This window comes from bacterium (assembly GCA_016703265.1).
Taxonomy (GTDB): domain Bacteria; phylum Krumholzibacteriota; class Krumholzibacteriia; order LZORAL124-64-63; family LZORAL124-64-63; genus CAINDZ01.
In genome coordinates this window covers 16,529-41,939 of the sequence record JADJCK010000004.1, presented here as the reverse complement: position 1 = coordinate 41,939, position 25,411 = coordinate 16,529, and the positions used below count along the sequence as shown (strand labels likewise).

The 25,411-nt window shown below is 67.5% G+C and carries 20 protein-coding genes and 2 pseudogenes; 13 read left to right on the top strand and 9 right to left on the bottom strand.

Annotation, left to right across the window (positions count from 1 at the left end):
* Positions 1-2: 2 nt before the first annotated feature.
* The 6 genes from IPG61_07415 to IPG61_07390 form a co-directional block, all read right to left on the bottom strand.
* Positions 3-374: a hypothetical protein gene (locus IPG61_07415; protein ID MBK6733908.1), complete on the bottom strand. Its 372-nt coding sequence runs from the start codon at positions 372-374 to the stop codon at positions 3-5.
* The gene (locus tag IPG61_07410; GenBank protein ID MBK6733907.1) at positions 350-787 is read right to left on the bottom strand and encodes a tetratricopeptide repeat protein; all 438 of its coding nucleotides are present in this window, start codon (positions 785-787) and stop codon (positions 350-352) included. The genes IPG61_07415 and IPG61_07410 overlap by 25 nt, the downstream gene beginning before the upstream one ends.
* 34 nt (positions 788-821) lie before the next feature.
* A complete protein-coding gene (locus IPG61_07405; protein ID MBK6733906.1) occupies positions 822-1,127 on the bottom strand; it encodes a hypothetical protein in 306 nt (101 codons plus the stop codon).
* A gap of 207 nt (positions 1,128-1,334) precedes the next feature.
* Positions 1,335-1,499 (bottom strand): hypothetical protein, encoded by a 165-nt coding sequence (locus tag IPG61_07400; protein MBK6733905.1) that lies wholly within the window; start codon positions 1,497-1,499, stop codon positions 1,335-1,337.
* A complete protein-coding gene (locus IPG61_07395; protein MBK6733904.1) occupies positions 1,493-2,266 on the bottom strand; it encodes a serine/threonine protein kinase in 774 nt (257 codons plus the stop codon). Before IPG61_07395 ends, IPG61_07400 begins: the two co-directional genes overlap by 7 nt.
* A 52-nt stretch (positions 2,267-2,318) precedes the next feature.
* Positions 2,319-2,483, bottom strand: coding sequence for a hypothetical protein (locus IPG61_07390; protein ID MBK6733903.1), 165 nt, complete (start codon positions 2,481-2,483; stop codon positions 2,319-2,321).
* Positions 2,484-3,633: 1,150 nt separating this feature from the next.
* Here IPG61_07390 and IPG61_07385 point away from each other — a divergent pair.
* Together IPG61_07385 and IPG61_07380 are read left to right on the top strand one after the other, a co-directional pair.
* Positions 3,634-4,821 (top strand): hypothetical protein, encoded by a 1,188-nt coding sequence (locus tag IPG61_07385; GenBank protein MBK6733902.1) that lies wholly within the window; start codon positions 3,634-3,636, stop codon positions 4,819-4,821.
* 192 nt (positions 4,822-5,013) lie between these two features.
* On the top strand, positions 5,014-6,024 hold the full coding sequence (locus tag IPG61_07380) for a hypothetical protein (protein MBK6733901.1): 1,011 nt from the start codon (positions 5,014-5,016) through the stop codon (positions 6,022-6,024).
* An 8-nt stretch (positions 6,025-6,032) separates the two neighbouring features.
* On the opposite strand, the gene IPG61_07375 is transcribed toward IPG61_07380, so the two are convergent.
* Both IPG61_07375 and IPG61_07370 read right to left on the bottom strand, forming a co-directional pair.
* On the bottom strand, positions 6,033-6,500 hold the full coding sequence (locus IPG61_07375; GenBank protein MBK6733900.1) for a methylglyoxal synthase: 468 nt from the start codon (positions 6,498-6,500) through the stop codon (positions 6,033-6,035).
* A gap of 232 nt (positions 6,501-6,732) precedes the next feature.
* Positions 6,733-8,550 carry an erythromycin esterase family protein gene (locus IPG61_07370; protein MBK6733899.1) on the bottom strand — a complete coding sequence of 606 codons (1,818 nt, stop codon included), beginning with the start codon at positions 8,548-8,550 and terminating at the stop codon, positions 6,733-6,735.
* Positions 8,551-8,909: 359 nt separating this feature from the next.
* Between IPG61_07370 and IPG61_07365 the strand changes: the two genes are divergently transcribed.
* The 4 genes and pseudogenes from IPG61_07365 to IPG61_07350 all read left to right on the top strand — a co-directional run bounded on the left by IPG61_07365 (position 8,910) and on the right by IPG61_07350 (position 14,481).
* Complete coding sequence (locus IPG61_07365) at positions 8,910-11,513, top strand: AAA family ATPase (GenBank protein ID MBK6733898.1); 2,604 nt, start codon at positions 8,910-8,912, stop codon at positions 11,511-11,513.
* Positions 11,514-11,566: 53 nt separating this feature from the next.
* The gene (locus tag IPG61_07360; GenBank protein MBK6733897.1) at positions 11,567-12,085 is read left to right on the top strand and encodes a GNAT family N-acetyltransferase; all 519 of its coding nucleotides are present in this window, start codon (positions 11,567-11,569) and stop codon (positions 12,083-12,085) included.
* 881 nt (positions 12,086-12,966) lie between these two features.
* Positions 12,967-13,305: pseudogene (locus tag IPG61_07355) on the top strand (hypothetical protein).
* 57 nt (positions 13,306-13,362) lie between these two features.
* Positions 13,363-14,481 carry a T9SS type A sorting domain-containing protein gene (locus IPG61_07350; protein MBK6733896.1) on the top strand — a complete coding sequence of 373 codons (1,119 nt, stop codon included), beginning with the start codon at positions 13,363-13,365 and terminating at the stop codon, positions 14,479-14,481.
* Positions 14,482-14,697: 216 nt separating this feature from the next.
* Here the strand turns inward: IPG61_07350 and IPG61_07345 are convergent.
* Positions 14,698-16,373, bottom strand: a pseudogene (locus IPG61_07345) (glycosyl hydrolase).
* A gap of 314 nt (positions 16,374-16,687) precedes the next feature.
* On the opposite strand from IPG61_07345, the gene IPG61_07340 reads away from it, so the two are divergent.
* The 7 genes from IPG61_07340 (at position 16,688) to IPG61_07310 (ending at position 25,385) form a co-directional block, all read left to right on the top strand.
* Positions 16,688-18,079: a hypothetical protein gene (locus tag IPG61_07340; GenBank protein ID MBK6733895.1), complete on the top strand. Its 1,392-nt coding sequence runs from the start codon at positions 16,688-16,690 to the stop codon at positions 18,077-18,079.
* Between the two features lie 56 nt (positions 18,080-18,135).
* A complete protein-coding gene (locus tag IPG61_07335) occupies positions 18,136-18,636 on the top strand; it encodes a hypothetical protein (protein ID MBK6733894.1) in 501 nt (166 codons plus the stop codon).
* Between the two features lie 260 nt (positions 18,637-18,896).
* Positions 18,897-19,886, top strand: a complete 990-nt coding sequence (locus IPG61_07330; protein MBK6733893.1) for a hypothetical protein — start codon at positions 18,897-18,899, stop codon at positions 19,884-19,886.
* A gap of 74 nt (positions 19,887-19,960) precedes the next feature.
* Positions 19,961-22,195: a hypothetical protein gene (locus IPG61_07325; protein MBK6733892.1), complete on the top strand. Its 2,235-nt coding sequence runs from the start codon at positions 19,961-19,963 to the stop codon at positions 22,193-22,195.
* A 34-nt stretch (positions 22,196-22,229) separates the two neighbouring features.
* Positions 22,230-22,877 carry a hypothetical protein gene (locus tag IPG61_07320; protein MBK6733891.1) on the top strand — a complete coding sequence of 216 codons (648 nt, stop codon included), beginning with the start codon at positions 22,230-22,232 and terminating at the stop codon, positions 22,875-22,877.
* 146 nt (positions 22,878-23,023) lie between these two features.
* A complete protein-coding gene (locus IPG61_07315) occupies positions 23,024-24,556 on the top strand; it encodes a right-handed parallel beta-helix repeat-containing protein (GenBank protein ID MBK6733890.1) in 1,533 nt (510 codons plus the stop codon).
* Complete coding sequence (locus IPG61_07310) at positions 24,462-25,385, top strand: carbon-nitrogen hydrolase family protein (protein MBK6733889.1); 924 nt, start codon at positions 24,462-24,464, stop codon at positions 25,383-25,385. Before IPG61_07315 ends, IPG61_07310 begins: the two co-directional genes overlap by 95 nt.
* The last annotated feature ends 26 nt before the right edge of the window (positions 25,386-25,411 follow it).

The window sequence follows — 25,411 nt, the reverse complement described above, 5'->3', positions numbered from 1 at the left end:
TATCAGCGAGCTGCAGTGATGCGAGCCAGCAGGTCCGCGCTGGGCCGGGGCGCGGCGGCGACCAGCGCCTGCAGCGAGTCGAGCATCGCGTCCGCCTGCGCCTTGTGGCCGGTCAATCGCAGCCGCCGCGCGGTGAGCAGCCCCACGGCCACGCGGTCGCCGCCGGCCGCGGGCGAGGCGCCTGTCAACGTGTCGGCGCGCGCGATCAGCACGCCGGCCGGGCCCAGGTCGCCGCGTTCGAGCGCGATCTCGGCCAGCAGGGTCAGCGGCCGTGCGGTGTAGGCGTGGCCGCCGGGGAACGCCGACTCGAGATCCGTCAGTGATTGCCGCGCCAGCGCCTCGGCCTCGTTCACGTGGCCCAGTTCCAGGCGCACCCGCGCCAGGTGTTCCTCGTCACAGCTGTCCAGGGATGGCTGTCGCCCAGTCCGGCGGCCATCACCCTGATGGCCTCGTGGTAGAGCGGTACGGCCGCCTCGCGCTCGCCCAGTCGCCAGCGGCAATACGCCATTCCGTTGGTCGTCAGGCCCCAGTTCACGTGGTCGCGTCCCAGGCTGCCCTCGATCACGCCGCGCGCGCGTTCGTAGTTGCCCAGGGCCCGGTCGTGCCGGCCCGCCGCACTTTCGGCGTCGGCCAGGTTGCTCATGGTGACGGCGAACTCGGGATGCCCGGTCGGGTACAGGCGCTCGTAGACCGCCAACGCCTCGCCGAAGGCGAGGACCGCTTCCTCGGGCCGGCCCAGCGCCGTGAGGACCGCGCCCAGGTTCTGCGCGGCCTCGGCGGTCAACACGTGCGTCTGTCCGAACGCCGCCGCCGCGCGATCATCAGCTCGCAGCCGCGCGACCCTGCCGGTAGAGCACGGTCCCCAGTTGCGAGCGCGTCTGTACAGCCAGCGCCGGTTCCAGGCCGGGCGCGTCGGCCAGGGCGACCGCCGCGCGCGCGGCTTCTTCCGCCTCGGCGAGCCGCGACTGTTCGGTGCGCAGGCGCGACAGGTTCAGCTGGGCGCCGACCCGCACGGGCGCGGTCGTTGCCGCCAGCGCGGGGGCCATCAGGCTGTCGACGACGGCCAGGCGTCCCTGCTTGATCGCGAGGTCGGCCTGCCGCACCGCCACCATGGCCAGGCCGTCCACGCCTTCGGCGCGGCCCGAAACATAGAGATCGCGCCGCGTCCAGGTGCCGGCCGCCTTCGTCGAACAGTCCCAGGTTCACGTAGGCGTTGCCGATCGTCAGGTGCAGGGCGGCGGCCACGGTCGGCTCGGCGGCCAGTTCGCGCTCGAGTCGCGTGGCGGCCTCGTCCAGCGCCTGCCGCACGGTGATGTCGGCGCGCGTGCCGGCGCTCATGGGGTCCAGGCCGCGAGAAGCCCCTCCAGGAACCCGCTGACCTGTTCGGCTGTCGCGCGCTGGCGCACGGCTTCGCGGCGCGCGGTTTCGGCGCGGCCGTAGAGGGTGAATCCCGTCACGGCGGCAAACGTCAGCGCAGCAACGGCGATGACTGTCAGCACCACGGCCGCCGCATGGCGCCGCGCGAACTTGCCGGCCACGTAGGTGAACGAATCGCCGCGCGCGCGGACAGGTCGTCCGTCCAGGTATCGTTCGAAGTCCTCGCGAGGGCTTCGGCGGAAGGATACCGGCGGTCCGCTTCGGGACGCAGCGCCGCCAGCACGATGGTGTCCAGGTCGCCCCGCAGGTGCTGCGCCGCCACGGGCGCCAGCCGGGCCGCCTCGCTGGGTCGCCGCGGCGCAGTGGTCGTGATCTCGCGTTCCAGTTCCCAGCGCCGGCGTCCGGCGTACGGCAGTTCGCCGGTCAGCAGGCGGTAGGCCATCACGCCCAGGGCGTAGACGTCGCTGGCCAGCGACAGCGGCTCGCCACGCAGCTGCTCGGGGCTGGCGTAGGCCGGGGTCATGCGTTCCAGCCCGGTGATGGTTTGTTCAACATCGTCGTCGGCCAGGTCCAGCGCGCGGGCGATGCCGAAGTCGATCAGGCGTGGTCGCCCATCGGCATCGACCAGCACGTTGGCCGGCTTCAGGTCGCGGTGCAGGATCGAGTGGCGGTGCAGGTGGCGTACCGCCTCGCAGACCTGCATCAGCAACCGGACGCGACCGCGCGCATCCACCGCATGCTCGTCGCACCAGGCGTCCAGCGGCCGACCCTCGACGTGCTCGACGACCAGCCGGCCGCCCTTGCCACCCCCCGCCAGCAGGCGGCACTCGTTGCGGAAGCGGCGCATCGCGTCCGGGGTCAGGATGGCCGCGCGGATGATCTTCCGCATCGTCGCCGCACGCCCGCGACCCGCAGGGCCAGTCGAAGACCGGCGTGGCCGTTCAGCCAACAGGCACTTCCCCGTCGGTTGCGGGGGCCGGCGGTTCGTTGCGCATGGCGCGGAACAGCCAGGCCCGGGCATACCGCCAGTGGCGTTCGACGGTGCGCGTCGACACGTCCAGGGCGGCGGCGATCTCGTCGTGGGTGAACCCGCCGAAGTAGCGCATCTCGACGATGCGGCCCCTTCAGACGCCAAAGCCGCCGGCGACAGCGTCGCTGGGAGCCGCGCAGCCGGGCGCAGGTGCGTGGTGGGCGCCCCCCCGCCGTGCCAGCAGCGCTGGCCGCCAATGGCGAGAAGCCCGCCAGTGCGCTGCTGCCCGCCAGCTTCAGGTACCCGTGCCGGGTGCCGTGTGGCCCTCGCCCCTGTTGCGCGCGAGCCCCGCCGCGAGACCAGGGCAAACAGGCGCCGCCGGCAGCCGCTGTCCGGCTGGCGCCGCAGGAGAAGTGGTGGGCGCTGGTCGCCATATAGCAGTGGGCGACCCGCATTGAAAGAAACCCATTCATTGTGCTGGGAGGGGCTCAGGAGCGTGCAGCCACCGCCACAACCCGTTCGGAGGCCAGCCGGCGCCGAGAAGGGCGAGGGGCCCCCCGGGGGAACGCCTCGGCGCCGAATGTGATCAACTCCGTTCCGGGTGTACTGGTCGGCCGGCTCGCCGTCGATGGCGGGCGGGCCCTGACGATGTCCGGCGGTCTGAAACTCTGGGACATCAGCAATCCCTACTCCGGGATCCCGCAGCTGGGCGCACTGACCATCCCGACGGGCAACCCTGTCGTCCTGTCAGTCGCCCTGCGTGGCGACCGTGCGTGCGTCGGCACCTACACCTACATCCATCTCTATGACGTCTCCGACCCGGCAACGCCGGCCGTCATTGCCTCCGTCTTCGGCGGCGATTTCGTGCGCAATGTGGCCATCCATGGCGATCGCCTGCTGGCGACCGTCGATGATGTGGGGCTCCTGGTCTACGACATCGGGGGCGCCGTACCGGTGCTGCTGGGCACCTACCCCGTCCCCGTCGCCGGGGATGATGTCTATGGATTGGCGGTCGTCGGCAACCGCGTCATCCTGGACATCGGCGCCACCCACGTCCTGCACGAGGTGGACATCAGCGACCCGACCGCAGGAATCCCGCAGACGGGCGCCTTCCCCACCGGCAGTTTGAGCCCCGTCCGCATGGCGTTGGGCACCTCACAGGCCTGGATCACCACGGAGTACGCCGATGCGCTCGTCGGCATGCACTACGCATCGCACGCCTGGCAGCCGCAGTACAACTACGCGGAGATCGTCCCCAGCCCTGTGACGGCCTGCTCGGCCTGCGCATGTCGGCGGTCACGAGCGGGGATCCGGCAGCCGCCACCTGGACGGTCGTCGTCGACGGTGCCTGGGGCGACTTCGATCCGGCGGCCGACGGCACGCCCACGCCGTGGCAGTACTACGGAGATGACGGCACCGGCGACTGGTCGTGGAACATCGTGCTGGGACTGGACAGCGACGGCACCTCGCCCGTCATCACCGACCTGGCCTTCGAGTTCCTCTTCGACCGCCCCGTCATCACCGCGGTGGCCGACGTCCCCAACGACCAGGGCGGCCAACTGCGGCTGACCTGGCGGCGCAGCGCCTTCGACCGCGCCGGCAGCCCTGAGACGTTGGCCGGCTACGCCGTGTACCGCCTGGTCGATCCGCTGCTGGGGGCCAAGGCGCTGAACCCGCCGTCGCCGGAAGAGGCCAAGAGCCTGCCGCCCGGCGACTGGGATTACCTGGGCCTCTTTGCGGCCGACGGCGAGGACAAGTATTCGGTGATCGTGCCGAGCCTGGCCGACTATTCAGCGGAGAACGGCGACTACGAGACGACGTATCTGGTGCGTGCGCGCACGACCACCGTCGGCCTGAACCACGACTCGCTGGTCCTGGCCGGCGTCTCGATCGACAACCTGGCGCCGAACGTGCCGCAGCAGGTGGCGGTGGCGTACGGTGGAAGCGGCAACGCGCTCAGCTGGGCGGAATCGGCCGACGCCGACCTGCGCCACTTCAACGTGTACCGCGGGGCCAGTGCCGCGTTCGTGCCCGGCCCCGGCAGCCTGGTCCACCAGACGACCGGTACGGGCTGGACCGACGCCGTGGGCGACTTCGGCGCACATTACATCGTGACGGCGGTCGATTTCGCGGGCAACGAGAGCGAAGCGGCGGCGCCCGCCTCCGTGTCGGGCGTGCCGGGCGCTCCGGTCGCGGCGTTCGGGCTGGCGCAGAACGTGCCGAACCCGTTCAACCCGCGCACCGTGATCGGCTTCAGCCTGGACCGGCCGGGAGCGGTGCGCCTGCGGATCTTCGATGTGGCCGGGCGGCTGGTGCGCACGCTGCACGACGGACAGGTGCTGCCCGTCGGCGCGCACGAAGCTGTGTGGGAGGGGCGCGACAACGCGGGCCAGCCAGTGGCCGCGGGCGTGTACCACTGCCGGCTCGAGACCGGCGGACAGGCGGCCAGCCGGCGGTTGACCATGCTCAAGTGATGCGAAGCGGCCTGGATCCCGCGAGGCCCGGGTCGGCGGTCGGTGCCGGCCCGGGCCCGATTTTTTTGCCGATCCCGACAGAAAAGTTCTGGTGCTGTCGCTGATCTCTGTTAAGAGTACGAGGAAGTGGCGGTTTTATGACTGAGCCGTTCGCCGCACGAGGTCCCCGAACAGCGCGGTTACTGGATGGAGTTGGCGCTCAAGAACAGCGAATTGCCAGTGCTGATGGTGTACGACCTGGATGCCTCCTGGGATTCCCACGAGGCCGCCGAGTGCGCCGCCGAGACCCGGCGCCTGGTCGCCGCCCTGCGGCGCCACGGTCATTCCGTCGTGACCAAGCCGGTGACGGACGTGGATCTCGCCACGCAGCTCGACGGGCTCGACCCCTCCCGCTACATCGTCTTCAACTGGTGCGAGGGCTTTCCCGGCGTCGACCGCAGCGACTACGCCGTGGCCCACGCCCTCGAGTCGCTCGGGTTCACCTATACGGGTGCCACGGGCGATGTCCTGGCCCTCAGCCGCGACAAGTGCAAGGTGAAGGAGCTCCTGCGGTCGCACGGGCTGCCCACCCCGGACTGGTGCCTGGTGCCCGAGGGCGCCGCGCCCGACTGGTCGCTGTTCCCCGCCATCGTCAAGCCGGCCTACGAGCACAGCAGCATGGGCATGACTTCGCGGTCGGTGGTCCTCACGCAGGCGGAACTGGCGGCGCAGGTTGCCGAGGTGCACCGCGACTTCTGCCAGCCGGCGATCGTGGAGGAGTTCATCGACGGTCGCGAATTCCATGTGACGCTGTGGGGCAACGGCACGATCGACATGCTGCCCCCGGCCGAGATGGACTTCTCCGACTTCGACGATGTGCGGGAACGGATCTGTTCCTACGACAGCAAGTTCATCCCGTCATCCGAGGGCTACAACCGCATCCGCTCGCTGATTCCCGCTCCCCTGGACGAGGCCCAGGCCGCGCTCCTCGAGGACACGTGCATTGCCGGCTACCGGGCCCTGGGCTGCCGCGACTACGCGCGGCTCGACCTGCGCCTGCGCGACGGTGTCTTCCAGATCCTCGACATCAACCCGAACGCGGACGTGTCGAAGGACACGAGCTTCAGCTGCGCCGCCCGCGTCGCCGGCTACTCGTACGGGGAAGTGGGCAGCCGCATCGTGCGGCTGGCCGCCCGTCGCCATCCCGTCTTCGGCCGGGGCTGAACGGAGTTTCAGTCGAGCTCCCGCTTCAGGTACCCCGAATAATCCTTCACGATGGGCTGGTACGGCCGCCCGAGCAGCGGCGACGAGACCACGAAGTCGGCCGTCGACCGGTTGCAGGCGATGGGCACGTTGTAGACCACGGCGATGCGCAGCAGCGCCTTCACGTCGACGTCGTGCGGCTGCGGCTCCATCGGGTCCCAGAAGAAGATCAGCACATCGATGCGGTTCTCGGCGATCATCGCGCCCAGCTGCTGGTCGCCGCCCAGGGGCCCCGAGCGCAGCTTCATGATGGGCTGCGGCTCCGGCCCGCCCTCCTCGACGGCGCGGCGCGCCAGCGTCTCCTCGATCAGCTTGCCGGTGGTGCCGGTGCAGACGATGTGGTGGTCGGCCAGCGTGCCGTAGTTGTAGGCCACCCACTCGGCGAGGTCCTTCTTCCGGTTGTCGTGGGCGACGAGGGCCACGGTCTTGGGGATGATGGGCGGTTGCGATGCTTGTCGGTGCGGCGGGGCGGGTCTCCGGTGGATTCAGGTGTGGGCCGGGCGGTCTCCGCGCGGACTTGCGCCGGCGCAAGCGCCCAGGCTGCGCCATCGCCGCGTACATGGTAGGCAGGACGCGGCGGGTTTGACAAGCGCGCGCAGACGCGGGCGGTGGACTTGCGCCGGCGCAAGTCCACCACGCCGGAGCAAGTCCACCACGCCGGCAGCCCGTCTAATCCCACATCGCCCACGACGACGGCGTTTCCACGTCGAGCAGCACCGAGGGCGTCGAGTCCTGCACGTAGAACAGCACGTCGTAGTGATCGCCGGGCACACCGCTGGAGAAGGCGTCGTCCATGGCCATGGCGCCGATGCTCCGCATGTCGGCGGGCTCCCACACCCAGCCCGAGGCGGGTGAGCCGCGTTCGGCCCGGCGCAGGTCCAACGCCAGGCGCGGCTGGCCGGTGCGGCCGAAGGCCCATTCGACCGAGCCGGGCGCTGCCGGCGACGTGCCGAAGGCCCCGACGTCGCCCTTGGACTTCCACGCGGTGTAGGTGCCGGCGCCGAACAGGAGGCCGCACGAAACCACGTCGGCACCATGCCGGCGCGAAAGGTGCGTGCCCATGGCGCTGCCCATGCCGTAGCCCACACGCGAGATGTGTCCGTTGTGGGCCCACAGCGCCATCCGCGCGTCCGGTCCGGCGCGGTCAAGCAGCCAGTCGACGTTCTCGGCCATGCAGCGGTCGCGCGTCGAGCCGTCGCCGCCGCACATCTCCACGTACTGTTCGACGAGCCGCGCGCAGTGCAGCGCCCAGGCCGCGGTCGAGTCGCCGACGGCGGCGGCCAGCGCGGCGCGGCGCTCCTCCAGGCGTGGACGCAGGGCGTTGATGTCCGTGCGCAGGCGCTCAGGCAGCTGGGCGTAGCCGCTGCCGCCCGACGCGGCCGCGCGGGCCAGGCCGCGCAGTTCGGCGTAGTTCGCGGCCACGTCCGCCACGAGGTCGGGCGCGTGGGCCTGGGCCAGGTCCTGCACGGTGCGCATGGCCAGACCCGGCGACTGCATGTCGAAACCGTGGAACTCGATGTGCCCGCCCTGCTCGTTGTACTGCCGCATCCAGCGGACCATGGCGAGCACTTCCTCGGTGCGCCACGTCCAGAAGTACATGCCGGCGACGAGTGCGGCGGGGTCGCCCTCGCCGGTCAGCACGTAGCGGTTCAGGCGCTCGGCTTCGGGCATGCTCGCCTCGATGGCGAACTGCGTGAAGCCGTGTTCCTCGGCCAGGCAGCGGACCAGGCGGTGCTTCAGCCGGAAGAACTCGGCCGTGCCGTGCGTGCTCTCGCCCAGGCTGACCAGGTGCGCGGAGCCGACCACGTCGCCGAGGAAGGCGAGGTCGCTGTTGTCGTACACGGGGTTGTCGGTGGCGAACGGGTGCGCGTTGGCGGCCAGCCAGGCCACCTGCTCGTCGTTGGCGGCGAACAGCGCGGTCTTTTCCTGCGCGTAGGGCACGCCGTCCAGTTCCACGGTCAGGTCGTCGAACCAGGCCGTGCCCTTGCCCGGCAGGAGGCACCCGAAGTTGATGTTCACCGCTTCAGGCGCCACGGGCAGGGTGATGGTGTACTGCGTCCATTCGGTGTCGCCGGTGACCGGGCGGTCCTGCATGTTGTCGAAGGCGAGCGACTTCCGGTCGGGCCCGTCGACCCGCCACCACAGCCCGGCAAAGCCGTCGCTGACGCCCTCGGTGCGGATCCAGCCGCTGAACGTCACCGTGTGGCCGGCAGCGTCGGCGACAGGAAAGCCATTGGTGGCGACGCCGAAGGCGCGCGGAGACGAGACGGCCGTCAGGCGCAGGCATTGCTCGCCGCCGTGGGGATTGTCGCTGACCAGCGCGGCTTCGTAACCGTCGCCGCCGGCGAACCAGCCGCGCGGCGTGCCGCCGGGGGCGCCGGTCTCGAAGCCGAGGTTGAGGTCTTCGTTGGCGGCAACGGCGGACGTGGTCGTGAGCGCGGCGATGACGGAGAGAGCCAGCAACAGGCGGACGGCGGAACGCAGCATGGGAACCTCCGGCGATAAGAATGGGGATGAGGAGCGGAGCGTAGCGGCGGGTCGGCGTGGTGTCGAGGGGGAACGAGGTGCGCTTGCGCCGGCGCAACTCGCGGCGGCCGTCGAACGGCAAGCTGGCCCGCTTTACTGACATCCCGCCAAAACGCCGCCACAATGACATGACAATTTGGCGCCCCTGGTTGGTCGCGGGCTCCGTGTACAGCATACAGGAGCCGTGGCGGGCTGCATAAAATATTGTCTGTATTGTAGTTGTAGATTTTACGAGGCGATCGAGCCCGTCCCGGCACCATCCCTGCGTTATCCGCCTGGATCGACCCTATCGTCATCGCAAGCATCCGGAGGCCCATCCCATGAAGAACCTGACCGTCAACGCCCTCGAGACCCTGCAGCGCGCCCAGGCCAAGGCGTTCGAGCTGAGCCACGCCCAGCTGGAGCCGCTGCACCTGCTCTGGGCCCTGCTGAGCGAGACCGGGCTGGCCACCAATGTGCTGCGCGGGCTGGAGATGGACCCGGCGCTGGTGGCGCGGACGGCCGACAAGGAATTGCAGTCGCTGCCCAAGGTGCAGGTGAAGGATGTGCCATCGCCCAGCCGCGAACTGCAGATGGTGCTGCTGGAGGCCGACCAGCTGGCGGGCAAGGCCAACAAGGGTAGCAGCGGCGATGGCGGCGCCATGACCGGCACGCGCGAACTGCTGCTGGCCGTGGCGAACGACAAGGGCCGTGCCGGCAGCGTGCTGAAGACGTTCGATGCGACGCCGGCGAAGATCGCGCGCGCGCTCGAGCAGATCGGCGCCGACCAGGCGTACCAGGGCGATGACGAGAGCGGTGTTGCCGATGCCAACGACAGCGCGCTGGGCAAGTACGCGCGCGACCTGTGCGCGGCGGCGCGGGCGGGGAAGATCGACCCCATCATCGGGCGCGACGAGGAGATCCGGCGCGTCATCCAGATCCTGAGCCGGCGCACGAAGAACAATCCCGTGCTGATCGGTTTGCCGGGCGTGGGCAAGACCGCGGTGGTGGAGGGGCTCGCGCGTCGGCTCGTGGAAGGCGACGTGCCCGAGGGCCTGAAGGGCAAGCGGCTGCTGGCGCTGGACATGGGTGCACTGATTGCCGGGACCAAGTACCGCGGTGAGTTCGAGGACCGCCTGAAGAAGGTCATCAAGGAAGTGACCGAGCAGGAGGGCGAGATCCTGCTGTTCATCGACGAGATGCACACGCTGGTGGGCGCGGGGGCCACGGGCGGCGCGATGGACGCATCGAACATCCTCAAGCCGGCACTGGCGCGCGGCGAGCTGCACTGCGTGGGCGCCACGACCATCGACGAGTACCGGCAGCACATCGAGAAGGACCCGGCGCTCGAACGGCGCTTCCAGCCGGTGATGGTGGAGGAGCCGACCTGGGAGCAGGCGGTGGCCATCCTGCGCGGGTTGAAGGAGCGGTACGAGACGCACCACGGCATCCGCATCACCGATGGCGCCATCGTGGCGGCGGTGAAGCTGTCGCAGCGGTACATCGCCGACCGCATGCTGCCCGACAAGGCCATCGACCTGATGGACGAGGCCGCGAGCCGGCTGCGCATGGAGATCGACTCGGTGCCGAGCGAGGTGGACGACCTGCAGCGGAACCTGAACCAGCTGGAGATGGAGCGGCTGGCGTTGGAGAAGGAGACCGAGCGAACGGCGGTGGCGCGGCGCGAGCTGATCGATCGGCAACTGGGCGAACTGAAGGACGACCTGGGCCAGGTGCGTGCGCGCTGGGAGCAGGAGAAGAAGGCGATCGACGCCATCCGTGCGCTGCAGAAGTCGCAGGAAGGCCTGCTGCTCGAGCTGGAGACGGCCGAGCGGCGCGGCGACCTGGCGCGCGCCAGCGAGCTGAAGTACGGCGGCATGAAGGGCGTCGAGGCGCAGCTGGCCGCCGCGCGCGAGGAACTGAAAACGGTGCAGGGCGAGCACCCGCTGCTGAAGGAAGAGGTGGACGAGGACGACATCGCCGAACTGGTGGCGCGGTGGACGGGCATTCCGGCGCAGCGCCTGGTTGAAGATGAGGTGGCGAAGCTGCGCGACATGGAATCGCGCCTGGCCGCGCGCGTGGTGGGGCAGGACGAGGCCGTGTCGAAGGTGGCGCGCACCATCCGTCGCTCGCGGGCAGGCCTGACCGATCGCGGGCGGCCGCTGGGTTCGTTCCTGTTCCTGGGGCCCACCGGCGTGGGCAAGACGGAGCTGGCGAAGACGCTGACCGCCGAGCTGTTCGGCGACGAGACGCACCTGGTGCGGCTGGACATGTCGGAGTACATGGAGCGGCACGCGGTGGCCCGCATGATCGGCGCGCCGCCGGGATACGTTGGTTACGAGAGCGGTGGGCAGCTGACCGAGGCTGTGCGTCGGCATCCGTATTCGGTGATTTTGCTGGATGAAGTCGAGAAGGCGCATCCCGAAGTGATGAACGTGCTGCTGCAGCTGCTCGACGACGGGCGGCTGACCGACGGCAAGGGGCGCGTGGTCGACTTCCGCAACACGCTGGTCATCATGACCTCGAACCTGTGCCAGGGTGAGGAGTATGCGGCCCGGCCGGGCGACGACCAGAACGAGGCGCGGCTGCTCGAGGGATTGAGCGGGCACTTCAGGCCGGAACTGCTGAACCGGCTGGACGGCATCGTGCGGTTCGGATCGCTGGGCCGCGAGCAGGTGGCGCGCATCGTGCGGCTGGAACTGGCGAAGGTGGCGCGGTCGCTGAAGGAGCAGGAGATTGCGCTCGAGGTGACGGACGAGGCGGTGGCCTGGCTGGCGGAGCGGGGGTTTGATCCGGTGTTTGGGGCTCGGCCGGTGAAGAGGGTGATCCAGCGCGAGGTGCAGGATCGGGTGGCGGATCTGATTCTGAGCGGGGAGGTGGGGGCGGATGCGGTGATCGGGATGGATGTCGCGGGGGATGGGCTGGTGGCCCGGGTCAAGAAGTGATCGCGTTCAGCACACCTTGCGCCTGGACCGGCGCAAATGGAACGAGGAAGATCGTGACGCCGCCAACCCTCCGAACAACCCGCCTTGTCCTGCGCCGCCCGGCACCGGACGACATCGAGCCGCTCTTCGCGATCCTCTCGGATCCAGCCACGATGCGGTACTGGTCGACGCCGCCGCACGCGGACCGCGAGGTGACCCGGCACTGGCTCGAGCGGACGATTGCCGAGGCGCACGACGAGTTCGTGATGGTGCTCGGCGACCGGCTGATCGGCAACGTCGGCTTCTGGCGCGATCCCGAGGTCGGCTTCGTGCTCGATCAGGCGTTCACAGGCCGGGGCTACGCCTACGAGGCGACCCAGGCCGTGCTTGCGCGCGCGTTCGGGGTGCGCGGACTGTCGGTGGTCACTGCCGACGTGGACCCGCGCAACGAGGCTTCGCTGAAGCTCCTGGCGCGGCTCGGGTTCGCGGAGACCGGTCGCAAGGCGGGCACGTTCCAGATCGGCGACGAGATCTGCGACAGCGTGTACCTGGCGTTGACCGCGGGGAACCTGCCGGGGCCGCGCGCCGGGTGAGGGCACTTGCGCCGGCGCAACTCTCACGCGATTGCGATACTTGCGCATGACGAACCGTTCGACCAGCGGCAGTGCCTTGGACGTTGATCTGAAGAGAGCGAAGTAACGAAGCGACAGCAGGAACAGATCTTGGGCATTGCCGTCACGTTTCAGAAAGGGCGACTCGGAGGAAACTCGGCAAATAAGACGCGAATCACGTGCTGCTTGTACGGTGGCAACGTCGGATTGGGATAGGGTGCCGGGCGCAGGCAAGCGCGGCAGATGGGGACATGTGCGTGCGGGGGGGATTCGCTGCTGCTGCGTCGCGATTCAGGGCAGCGATGCGGCGGGAGTGGGCCGGATTGACGGGAAGGTGGGTGTTGTGGGACAATCATGCGGTGTCGGGGAGCCGCGATCGGGGGGAATGTTGGTTGATTCGACCATCCTCCAGCAGTTGATGGACCCCGGGGAGGGAATCCAATGCGCCAATCCGTATCGACCCTGTTCGCCGCTGTCTTGATTCTGGTGGCCAATCCCGCTCGGGCCGATTTCACCGACGAATTCAACGACGGCGTGATCGATCCGGCCTATTGGGCCAGTGGCGGCCTTGTCACGGAGTCAGGTGGGCTATTGAATCTGAATCGAGAGAGTCCTGCCGATTTCATCATGTTCACGCCCGAACTCGGTGGCGACTGGACACTCGAGGTCGTGATTCGTCTGAACTCCATTGTCTGGAATGATTCGTTCCATGGCATCGCCCTGACCGACGATACCGGTCTCATTGGCGCGGGCATCAGCTTCGGCTTCTCCAAGTACGGCAAGCTCTTCCTTGTCGTGCACAATTCCGACGGGAACGGCGGGAACAACAGCTACGGAAGCACGGGCTCGAACGCCCAGGGCGACTGGCAAACCTGGACCTTTCAAAGAAACGGCGACTACCTGACGATCTCCGTCGACGGCACACCGATTGGTTTCGGCCCGGCAGCCATAGCCATGCCCGACCTGGTCCGTGCACGGCTGCCCGGCAGGTACTCGGACGGCGATGGCGGAGCGCACGTCGGCGTGACCTCCTCGAGTGTGGATCGCTTTGTGTATCTGGGACAGGGCGCGGGGGGGCGGAGCCGTGGTCGTGGATCGACTGCACGGTCGACACCCACGGCAGTCCCGCCGGGGTCGTTACAGCGGGCGATTTTGCCTACGTCGCCTCTTCCGGTCTGCAGGTAATCGATATTTCGGACCCTAGGGCCGCGCACGCCGTCGGCATCGAATACTTGTCGTCCACGGTCAGGGAAGTGGCTGTGGCCGGTGATTTCGCCTACGTGTCCGAATACGATCTGCTCAGCGTCATTGATATCACCGATCCGGCAAACCCCTTGCAGGTGGGTCACCTGCCGATTCCCGGCCGGCCGCAGGGTGTCGCGATAGCGGGCAACCACGCCTGCATCGCGAACAGCTTTGATTTCCAGGTAGTAGACATATCTGACCCGACAGTCCCGCAGTTGGCAGGGAATGTCGGGCCCGCAACCGTTACCGAATACTGGGCCAGGGGAGTGGCCGTCTCGGGCAATCACGCCTTTGTGGCGGGTGTTGACGGGTTGCTGGTGATCGACATCACTGATCCAGGCGCCCCCGCAGTGGCCGGCAGCCTCAGCCTGGGGGCCAGTGGGAGTGAAATCATGGTCATCGGGAACACGGCCTACGTCTGTGCCGATGACCTGGTCCTGGTGGATATTTCGAATCCGGCGAATCCCCAGGAGATCAGCCGGGTGGTGATGCCGGCCTCGGCCGAAGGCGTGTCAGTCGTCGGGAACCTGGCCTACGTCGGGGCTTCGAGCGCCGGCGTGCAGATCATCGACCTTTCCAACCCGTTCATGCCGCAACTCCTCGGCGGGCTGGACACGCCGGGACTCGCGTCTGATCTGTGCGTCGCCGGCGACTATGTGCTGGTCGCGGATGAGTCCTATGGTCTCCCGATCATGCAGGTCAGCAATGAACTGGGCCCCGACTGCAATGCGAACAGTATCCTGGATGTCCTGGAAATGGCTGGCCACCAAAGCCGGGACTGGAATGACGACGGCATCCTCGACAGCTGCCAACAGGGGCTGGGACTATCCGAAGTTCCCCCTGTCGCCACCAATCGCTTTGCCTTGCACGAGGCCTGCCCGAATCCGTTCAATCCGCAGACGACCATTTCTTTCGACCTGCCGCGGCAAACTCGGGCCACGCTTCGCGTGTATGATGTGACTGGCCGGTTGGTCCGCACGCTCCTGGGGGGGGGCACCGCCAGAGAGGGCCGCAACGAAGTAGTTTGGAACGGCCTGGATGCAGGCGGGCGGCCGGTTTCGTCTGGCGTGTATTTCTATGTTTTGGAAGCCGGGGAATTCACTGATTCCAAACGCATGGTTTTGACCAAGTGACCTGGGCGGTACTGGTTGGGAACTGGTGATGCCGGCCGCGTTCCTGCCTACCGGCGGGTGCCGCCGAAGAGGCAGCCAGGAGCGAGGCCAAGCCGGAAGGTCGGGGGGACTGATTCACCGGGCTGAGCTGCGGGTGACCATGTCAGGGTAACGGGTCCGGGTCCATTCCTTGCCTCGTCGATGTTGCGCCGGCGCAAGTGCCCGCCGGCCTCGCGCCTACAACCCCACCCGCACCGTCTGCACCGAGTTCGCAGGCATCACGATCTCCGCATACCGCCCCGCGATCTGCAGCTTGCAGGAAATTGCGTTCTTCGTGGTGTTCAGCATCTGCACGCTGAGCAGCCCGTCCCCGTTGATAGTGGCGCAGGCATGCAGATCATCGGTACCCAGCTCGCCGCCCAGCACCCGCCGCGTCCATACCGCCCTGTCCCCCGGCCGGATGGTCCGGCTGAACTGCGCCAGGATGTGGTAGATAGGTGTGTAGTACACCTCGCGAGTCGCGGTATCGATCATGATGGGAGCGCCGCAGAAGTTGCCCACATGGTTGGGCCCGCCGTTGCGGTCCAGGACGATGTTCCAGTCCACCCAGCCGCCGATCCAGTGATCCAGGCCGACGATGATGTTGCGCGCATAGCGATGCACCGGTGTGTACATGGGATGCCCGGCGGCGCCCTCTCCCATCCAGGACGCCGTGTAGGCCCAGTCCGTGGCCGTGGCGTTCCACCAGAAGGCGTCGTTCCCGAACCAGCCGGACTCCTGGTATCCGGCGGGATCGCCGATGGAACTGGAAGGAGCCGTGCCCAGGTTGTCGATGCAGCCCTCGGTGTGGATGATGGCGAACTCCGGGAACTTCGCGTGCACCCGGTCGAGCACGTCTTCGAAGACGTTGACAGTGCTGGCGTACCAGTGGACGGCGGCGCCGGACACATGGGGCGTCGTTTCTGCGTCCGCTAAGATCGTATCGGCCCATTTCTCCAGGCCGTCCATGTTCTGATCGTAGATCAGCAGTCGCGCATTGGCATGCGAGCCGCTCTTCAGGCGTGGCCCAGGTGGTATTTGACGAAGTCGTTCTGCGACTCGGGCGAGAACGCCATGCTCTCCCAGGCGCCGCCGACCCCGTGGGGCTCATTCACCGGCGTCAGGCCCCAGAGTTTCACGCCGGCGTCCGCGTACGCGTCCAGGTACCTGACGAGATAGTCGGCATAGGTGGACACGTACTCGGGCTTGAGCGTACCTCCGGTGCCCTGCCAGTTGTTCGCCGCCGACCCGGGGATGTACCAGGTCTCGATGTCCTTCATCCACGCCGGCGCCGTCCAGGCCGAGGCGATGATCTTCAGTTCCTGGTCCCGCTGTCCCCGCTTGATCGCGAGGGCTTCCCGGATCATCGGCAACAGGTCGTAGCCCGGGTCCGCGATGCCCGGATGGGCCACCGGGTCGAAGCCGGCGACGTCCGGCGCGATGCCGAAGGCCTTCAGATCACGGTCACCTGGCTCGTCGGCGTAGGAGTACTTGCCCTCCACGGAGAAATCGCAGGCCCCGATGTGGGTGCGGGTGAGCGAGAAGTTGGCGCCGGACTCGCCGTACACCTTCTGCATCAACTCGCGACGCTGCTGCGGTTCGAGGTGCGCCAGGACGAACGCGGACGATTCCGTGAACGACGTGCCGATCCCCTCGATGGTCTGCTTGGTGCTGTCGGGGAAGACCGTGATCACGGTGCCTTCGGCGAGGCCCTCACTGAAGGGCACGTTGGCGAGGGGGGACTGCCGGGCGCCGGCCTCGGAGGTGAGCAGGATCTCGTGGGTGATGGTCGGCGCGCGGGTGGGCTGCGCGTCGGCCGGCGATGCCGCCAGGAGTGTGGCCAGGAGCAGGGGCGGGATGGCGGCATGTTTCATCTCGGTGCCTTTGGTCGGGGTGTCGGACCATCCAAGCGTGAGTCCGCGTCGGTGTCCAGAGTTGTGCCGCCGAAATTGTGTCTCGCATCGATCAGGGCCGATTCTGCCCCTTTTGGATGATATTTTGTGCGCCTATTTGATCCGCTGGCGCCAAAACTGGGGGTAGCGCGCAGCGGACACAATCTCGACGGCACAACCCGTTGACCGGCGGCCTTGGCACGGGCTGGGTGATATCGTAATCTCAAATAGGTCAATCCTATCCGGATCCCAAAACAGACGCCCCCATGACCCCATCCCACCCCGGGAGGACCGGCATGCTGAATCGCAGGATAGCCGCCCATCTTCTCATGCTCCTGACGGCGGCCTGCCTGGTCGCCGGCTGCAGTGACGACAGCACGGCACCCGACGACAACGATCCGGCGCCCGCGGCCCACCTGTGGAGTGCGCGCTTCGGCGATGCGGATACGCAGATGGGCTACGCCATCGCCGTCGACGCCGCGGGGAACATGATCGTTGCTGGGACCTTCGAAGGGGCGATCGACCTCGGCGGCGGCCCGCTCACGTGCGTCAGCGACATCGATGTCTTCATCGCCAAGTTCGGGCCCGACGGCGCCCACCTGTGGAGCAGGCGTTTCGGCGGCAGCGGTTCCCAGAGTTTCCCGGCGATCGCCGTCGACGATGCCGGCCAGGTGTTTCTCGCGGGAATGCTTCACGGCGCGGTCGATTTCGGCGGCGGTGCGCTGGTCGATGCCGGCGATGGCGACGCCTTCGTCGCGAAGTTCACCCCGAACGGCGCCCATATCTGGAGCAGGCGATTCGGCGATGCCAACCAGCAGTACGTCTCTGCGGTCGGCGTGGATGACTCGGGGCAGGTGATCATCACGGGGCTCCTCTCGGGCACTGCCGACTTCGGCGGCGGGCCGCTCACGAGCGCCGGCGACAAGGATATCTTCGTCGCGAAGTTCGACGCCAACGGCGCCCATCTCTGGAGCCGTCGCATGGGGGATACGAACCTGCAGGTCCCCACTTCCATCGCGGTGGACCACTCGGGCCAGGTGGCGATCGCGGGGGCGTTCATCGGCTCCGTCGATTTCGGCGGCGGCGCGCTCACGAGCGCCGGCGACTACGACATCTTCCTGGCGAAGCTCGGAAGCTCAGGCGAACACCTCTGGAGCAGGCGCTTCGGGGACGCCGGCACGCAGGTCACGGCCGTCACGGCCGTCGATGAACTGGGCAACGTCATCCTCGCGGGGGGATTCAACGGCAGCATGGACTTCGACGGCGGGGCGCTGGTGAGTGCGGGCGACACCGACATCTTCGTGGCCAAGTTCGGGCCCGGCGGCGACTACCTCTGGCGCGCGCGATACGGCGACGCGGACTATCAGAGCGCTGAAGCCGTCACCGTCGATGCGCTGGGAAACGTGATCATCACCGGAGCCATGCGGGGCTCGGCCGATTTCGGCGGCGGGCTGCTCACCAGCGCCGGTCAGGAAGATCTGTTCGTCGCCAGGATGGGGTCCGATGGTGCACCGGTCTGGAGCCGGCGGTTCGGCGACACCGCGATCCAGAGCGGCTACGGCGTCGCCGTCGACGCCTCGGAGAACGTGTGCGTGACCGGGCTGTTCCTGGGCTCGATCGACTTCGGCGGTGTCGTGCTGACGAGCGCGGGATCGTTGGATGTCTGTGTCGTGAAGCTCGCTCCCTGAAGGGAGTGTGATCAACTGGCGGTACCTGGAACAAGGCCAGCGAAAAGGACTTGCACATGATCCGCATCGCGATTCTGCTCATCGCCGCGGCCACGCTCGTCGGCGGATGCAGCGACGAAGAACCTCAGCCCAACATCTACGCCGAGGGCCCCGTCGGTGATCTCTACCGCACCTGCTACGAGGGCGAAACGGACTGTCGGGACTACGAGTACGACCTGCTGCTTTACCTCGACACGATCAACTTGCCGAATCCGCGCTATTCGCACCCGTACCTGCATGTGAAGGGAACTCCCGGCGCTGGCGGCCTGTGGGATCGCCTCTCGTTCGAATACTACGAGTACGATGATATCCCCGAAGGAGTCAGTCTGCCGGCCATTGGTGCCGCGGGGTGGAAGGCGCACATCCGCGGAGCGCGCATCGAATACTGCACCACCTGCTACACGGACGCCGGACTGCTGCGCCTGATCCAGTTGTCCGGGCCGCGCGATCAGGTGGAATTCATTTTCGACCCGGCGGACACGGTGGCCACCCAGGTCAACCGGACGCCCCTGGAGTGAGGTCATAAGAATGCTCGGATTCGCGACGCGCCATGCGTTCCCGTTCCTCCTGCTGGTCCCGGCCGCGGCGCTGGCGGCGACTCCTGCCGGCGAAAGTCCAGTCATCGAGCTTCCCGAACAGTCTCCTGTCCACCGCGAGATCGTCCTGCACGAGCAGTGGCGTGTCGGCTCCGGCGAAGACGACCCGGTGTTAGGGTCCCATCTGCGATGCGACCACCGATCCGGCCGGCAACGTCTACCTCCTCGACATGCAGCAGCAGGTGCTGCAGAAGTTCTCGCCCGACGGTCAGTACCTGGGGCTCGTGGCGCGCCAGGGCGAGGGGCCGGGGGAGATCGATGGTGTCTACACGGTGCGACTTCTGGATGACGATCGCCTGGGACTGGTGAAGGTCTTTCCGGCCGAGATCGTGGTCGTCGGCCTGGATGGCACACCACGGACATCGCTGCGACCGCAGGCGCCGTCATTCGGTGACGGAACGGTCTTTCCGAGCCTCTTGTCGATCGCCGGTCGGGACGGGCATCTGGTTGTAGCCGGCCGAGTGATGCGCTTCGAGAGCCCGGTTCAACACTATACCGACTACGTCGCCTCGATCAGCGCTGACGGTGCGGTCCGGCACTGCTACGGATCGCATCGGGGCCGGTCGGACAACTCGAACGAGATCACCGTCGACGAACTCGGCGAGTGGTCCAGTTGCAGATTCTGGGCCCTCGGGCGTGGCGGCGAGGTGTATCTTGCGCCCGACCGCGATCACTGGCGGATCGACGTGCGCGACCAGGACGGCATCCTGTTGCGCACCATCACCCGTCCTGTTGCCCCGCACCGGCGCACTCCAGCGGAAAAAGAAGCCGCCAAGAACAACTACGTATTCACCAGCGAGGGCGAACTGACGGTCAGCTTCCGCTTGGCGGACACCGATGCGGTCATCGATGGCCTGCGCTTCAACGGACGTGAACTGCACGTCTATTGCCCTGCCCGCGGCGCTTCCGAACCCGGCGCGAAAACGTTCGATGTCCTCGACACCGAAGGCCGGCTGCTCGAGACACGCACCCTGCGCCTATCCGGCTATGGCCCGGGCGATGAGTTGTTCCTGCTCGACGACGGTCGCGCGATCTGCGTCAAGAACCTGGATGCAGCCATGGCGGCCGCGCAGCCGGACCGGCAGATCCAGGTCGGCGACAAGCGGCGCGACGCGAAGGAATCCGAAACCGGGGGCGATCTTGAAGTGATTCTTTTTGCGCCGGCGCCGTGAAGACACGCGATTGGTGATATTGCACCATCGCTTGCTGTATACTCACCGCGCGCGCTGCCCGAAAATGTCGCCCGATGACCGGATTCGACCTGCAATGGAGAATGATCATGCTGCGAATCACCTGTGTGATGCTGTACCTGGCCACCCTGGCGGCCGCAGCAGCGGCGACGATCACCCCCGTGGGACAGATGGTTGTCACCGATCCGGTCTGGTCGGAAGAGCCAGACGACCACAACACGTTTGCACCCACGGACCTCACTGAACTGCGCGTCGTCAACGGCCCGAACGAATTGTGGCTGGACATTCCGTTTTCGTCGGACTGGAACGGCCTGATCCTGCACGTGCTCCTGGAAACCCGGTTCGACGCGGCCGGCGCCACCATGGACCCGTTCGTGCAACCGGTCACGTACGCCCATGCCCTGAAGCCGGACTACGCCGTCACCTGCTTGTACTCCGCGAACGACTACGGCGATTGCCGGCGCTGGAACAGTGCGGCCTCCCGCTGGGAATGGTACGATCCGGCCACGGGCACCTGGTCGGCGTCCAGTAGCTTCAATGTCGTCCCACTATGGACCGACAAGCGGGCGGACCAGTACTCGGTGCGCATTCCGTGGGGTGCCTTCGGCGGCCGCCCCGATTCCCTGATGGTCGCGGTCTACCTGACCCAGGAAGACGGCGTCAAGCGCTCCGCCTTTGATTCGGTTCCGTCGGACGCTACGCTGGACCTCGACTTCGACTGGGAGAATCCCGCACCCGGTGACTGGGACACCGCACTTCAGCGGATGACGCTCAGCGCCTGGAGCCCCGTCTACCGTGTCCGGACCGAGTTCCCTTCGCTGCCGCAGTTGGCGCAGGTGACGGCCGCACCCGACACCTTGGCGGCCGGCAGCTGGTTCGTGCTGGCGGCCGATGTTGTCGACATGGGTGGTGGCATCGGTCCCGTAGTGGCAGATATCGAGAGCCTCGGTGGAGCTGCCGATGAGGTACTCCACGACGACGGCAGTGCGGCCCACGGGGACGCGGTCGCGGGTGACGGCCGCTACAGTCTGCGTTGTTTCGTTCCCCAACTGCACCCGGGCGGCCGACACCCGGTGACCGTACGCGCGTACGACGGGATCAGCCTGCAGCACTCACAGATCGTGTGCGCGCTCGAGGTCGTGCCGCCGCCCGCCCTGGTCAGCGCCGATGATGCCGAAGGCGACGATCACGGGCCGAACCAGCCTGGCGTCCTTCGCCGCTACTACACGTATCCGACCAATCCGTTGTTCGTGCCGGGCTTGTTCGACCTGACTGGCCTGGAGATAAGGCGCGTGCAGACGTTTGCCGGCGGCGTGGCGACTGACTGGATCGCGTTCAAGGTCAGCCTCGCCGAGTTCCCCGGCGTCGGCGAAGCGGGATATGTCGACTGGAATTCAATGTACGGGGAACTCGGTATCCAGAAGATCGATATCCTCATTGATGCGCGCGCCGGCGGGTCGACCGCATCCCTTCCCAATCGGTTCGCAGGCTATGCGGCGCGCGATGCCTGGGATTACGCCGTCATCCTCGACGGCTGGGTCAAGGCCGTGGTGCCTTACACCGGCAGCGACGCCTTGGCGCAGTGGCTGGTTGACGCCCGCACGAGTGACCGGGATATCGTGCTTGTCGGTGACGCACAGGCGAACACCGTGACGGCGCTGGTCGCGCCGGCCGTATTGGGTGCGCCTTCCGACGCGCAGATCCGTGGCTGGGATGTCTGTGTGCAGATGGCGAGTCACGATTACGGCGGCTCCGAAACGTTGGGCGGCATGCGGTGGGTCAACGGATCGGTGACCGAATGGAACTTCGGCGGCGGCTCAACCAGCAATCGCGACGCGAACCTGCTCGACCTGCTGCTCGTGCCCGGAGTCGGACACGCGCCGGGCAGGCCACAGGAGTTCGTCCTCGACTATGAAAGCGCCGAGGCGAGCGCCCGGCTGTCCCAGGGCCTGCTGCCCGTGGCCATCGAGGTCACCGGGTCTGCTGTTTCGCCTGTCGGGCAGGATGTGCCGGGGCCGCTGGCGCAGTTCCAGTGCGTGCCCAACCCGTTCAATCCCCGCGCCACGATCAGGTTCGGCTTGCCTGACCCGGGCCGGGTGAGTCTGGCGATTCACGACGTTTCCGGCCGACTGGTCCGGACACTGGTCGACGGTTACCAGGCCGCCGGCAGCCATGAGGCAGTGTGGGACGGGCGAGATGCAGCGGGCCGGGAAGTCGGTTCTGGCCATTACCTGGCGCGGCTAGTGCATGGCGGCACGGTCGAAACACTTCGGATGACAATGATCCGCTGAGCCGATAGAGTTCTACAACACCGGAGGTGTGCACGTGCGGACTAGAAGATCCATGGGCGTCACGACCATCGCCCTGCTCACGATCGCAGCCATGGCCGCCACCGCCCACGGCCAGTTCTTCGATTGTACGACCATTACCATCGCGGCACCCATGGGAATGACCATCGTGCTGTACAACCTGCCCAACGGCCAGGGCTCGCCGCTGACCGAGGCCCGTTCGCTCGGCGGTGTCGTGGATGCCACGATCACCCTGACGCTCAGCGACCACCTGTGTCACACGGTTGTGAACTTCCCGGCCAGCGACATGTGGCTGGAGAAGGCAGTCGCGGCCGGCACGGGCAACTTCGTGGCGTGCCTCGGTGGCACCATCGCCGACGCCAACACCGACGCCAACGGCGTCACCACCTGGACGGCGCCGTTGCGCGCCGGCGGTTGGTCGACTTCCAGGACGCTGGTCGTCGTCAACGGTGCAGCGGTGGGATCCCCCGTTGGCCTTCCCCTGAGCCACAACAGTGCCGACATCAATGGTGACGGTACGGTCAACCTGGCGGACATCCCGCTGTTCGCCGCCGACTTCGCAAGCAGGGCGAATCCGCTCCGGTCCGATCTCATGTTCGACGGGCGGGTCAACCTGAGCGATATCCCTCGCCTGGCCATGGGGGTTGGGGCGGCTTGTCAGTAGTCTTCCTGGCTGCAATCCAACTGTATTCGGTTCCCATCCATGCTATGATGACCCCACTGCTCCGACGATCGTGAACGCAGCCGGGCCGCCGCCGTTGTCGCGCGGCCCCCTGCCGCAAGAGTCATTCTCCCCGCGGAGGCCTCGCCATGAAATCCGTCCGCGCCCTGGCCCAGGTGGCCGCCATCACGCTGGCCACCCTCATCCTCGCCGCCACCGCCCACGCCGCCTACACCACGCCGGGCTCGGGCGTCGACTGGACCCTCGATGACCTCGTCGCCGCCTCGGCCGGCGCCGTCACCGGCGGGGGCAGCAGCTACGCCGTGAACGATGCCGTGATCATCGCCGTCGGCGACCGGGTCACGATCGCCGCCGGGACCACGCTGCAGTTCTTCGGCGGCAATGCGGTGGGTATCGAGGTCAACGGCAGCCTCGAGGCCGTGGGCACCGAGAGCCAGCCGATCATCTTCACGGCGACCGCCGCAACGCCCGGCGCCTGGCGCGGGTTCGACTTCGAGGACACGGCGGTGGGCTCCGCGTTCCACCTGGCCTGGTGCGAGATCGGGTACGCCGACATCGGTGTCGACGTCTTCGGCGCCGACATCCTCGTCGAGGACAGCACCATCCACCACTGCTCGAACCGCGCGCTCGATTTCTCGACGGCCAGCGGAAGCGTGCTGCGCTGCACCATCCGCGACAACCAGACGCGCACGATCACGGCCACGCTCACGTCGTCGCCGCTGATCGAGGGCTGCCTGTTCGAGAACAACAACATCCAGAACACGTCGCCGTACCCGTACATCAATGTCGGGCTGCAGGGCGTCAATTCGCCGGTCATCCGCGATTGCCACATCATCGGCAGCGGCCATCACATGAGCGGCGGCATCTCGATCTGGGCCGCGAGCAGTGCCACGATCGACAACAACACCATCGAAGGCTGCGGCTACGGCATCCTGTGCTACTCGACCGGCGCGAACCCCGTCATCAAGGCGAACCGGATCTGGAACAACACCATCCATCCCGACCAGGTGAACTGGGGCTTCGGCGTGGCCTGCAACGGCAACAACGCACCCATCCTCACGGGCAACCGGATCTACGGGCACTGGTACGGCGTGGCGGCGATCAACGGCGGTCGGCCGAACCTCGGCAACCTGGACAACGGCAGCGTGGACGACGACGGCGGCAACTTCATCGTCCTCAACGCGCTGAACGGGCAGAGCTACGGCTTCTACAACAACACGCCGTTCCCGCAGATGGCGCAGGGCAACTTCTGGGGCTACGCGTTCAACGATGGTGAAGTCGAGCCCCACGTCTACCACCAGGTCGATGACCCGGCGCTCGGGCTCGTCGATTTCGCCTACCACATCCCGACGATCACGGCGGCGCCCGAGCCCACGCCGTCGGTCATGCTGAGCCGCGGCAGCGTCTATCCCAACCCGTTCAATCCGCAGACAACGATCCGTTTCCAGCTCCCGACCGCCGGACGCGCGCAGCTGCAGGTCTTCGACCTGGCCGGACGGCTGGTGCGCACGCTGGTCGACGACAATCTCGACGCGGGCCGCCATGACGCCGTCTGGGACGGGCGCGATGAGGCCGGCCGCGACGTCGGCTCGGGCAGCTACCTGGCGCGCCTGGAGTGCGGCGGGAAGGTGGAGACGGCACGGCTCGGGCTGGTCCGCTAGCGTGATCATCGCCCTCATCCAGCAATCGGCCTCGGCCGACCGGGGCAACAACCTGGAGCGCGGCCTCGCCGCAGCGCGCGAGGCCGCGCGGCGGGGCGCCCGCGTGATCACCTTTGCGGAACTCGCTTTCGAGCGGTTCCATCCGCAGTTCCCGGCCACGCCCGAGTCCCTGGACAATGCCGAGCCGATTCCCGGCCCCGTCACCTCGGCGTTCCAGGCGCTGGCGGCCGAGCTCGGCGTCGTCTGCGTCCCGAACCTGTTCGAGCGGAGCGCCGACGGCCGCACCTGGGACGCCTCGCCGGTGATCGATGCCGACGGCGCGCTGCTGGGCACGACGCGCATGATCCACATCACCGACTACGACGGCTTCCACGAGCAGGGCTACTACGCGCCGGGGGATACCGGCGCCCCGGTGTACGCTACGCGCTTCGGACGGCTGGGCGTGGCCATTTGCTACGACCGCCACTATCCCGAGTACATGCGGGCGCTGGCCATCGGCGGCGCCGAGCTCGTCGTTGTGCCGCAGGCGGGCACGGTCGGCGAATGGCCCGAGGGTCTTTACGAAGCCGAGCTGCAGGTGGCTTCCTTCCAGAACGGCTACTTCACGGCGCTCTGCAACCGGGTTGGGCCCGAAGGGCGGCTCACGTTCGGCGGGGGCTCCTTTGTCTGCGCCCCGGATGGACGTGTGCTGGCACGGGCCGGCGCCACGGACGACGAGATCCTGCTGTGCGATGTCGACCTGTCGGAGGCCGCGCGCTCGCACGCGCGTCGCCTGTTCCTGCGCGACAGGCGTCCGGAGCTGTACGGGGGCTGGCTGGGTCGTCGGTGAGTGAAGGTCACGTTCCTGGAGGACCG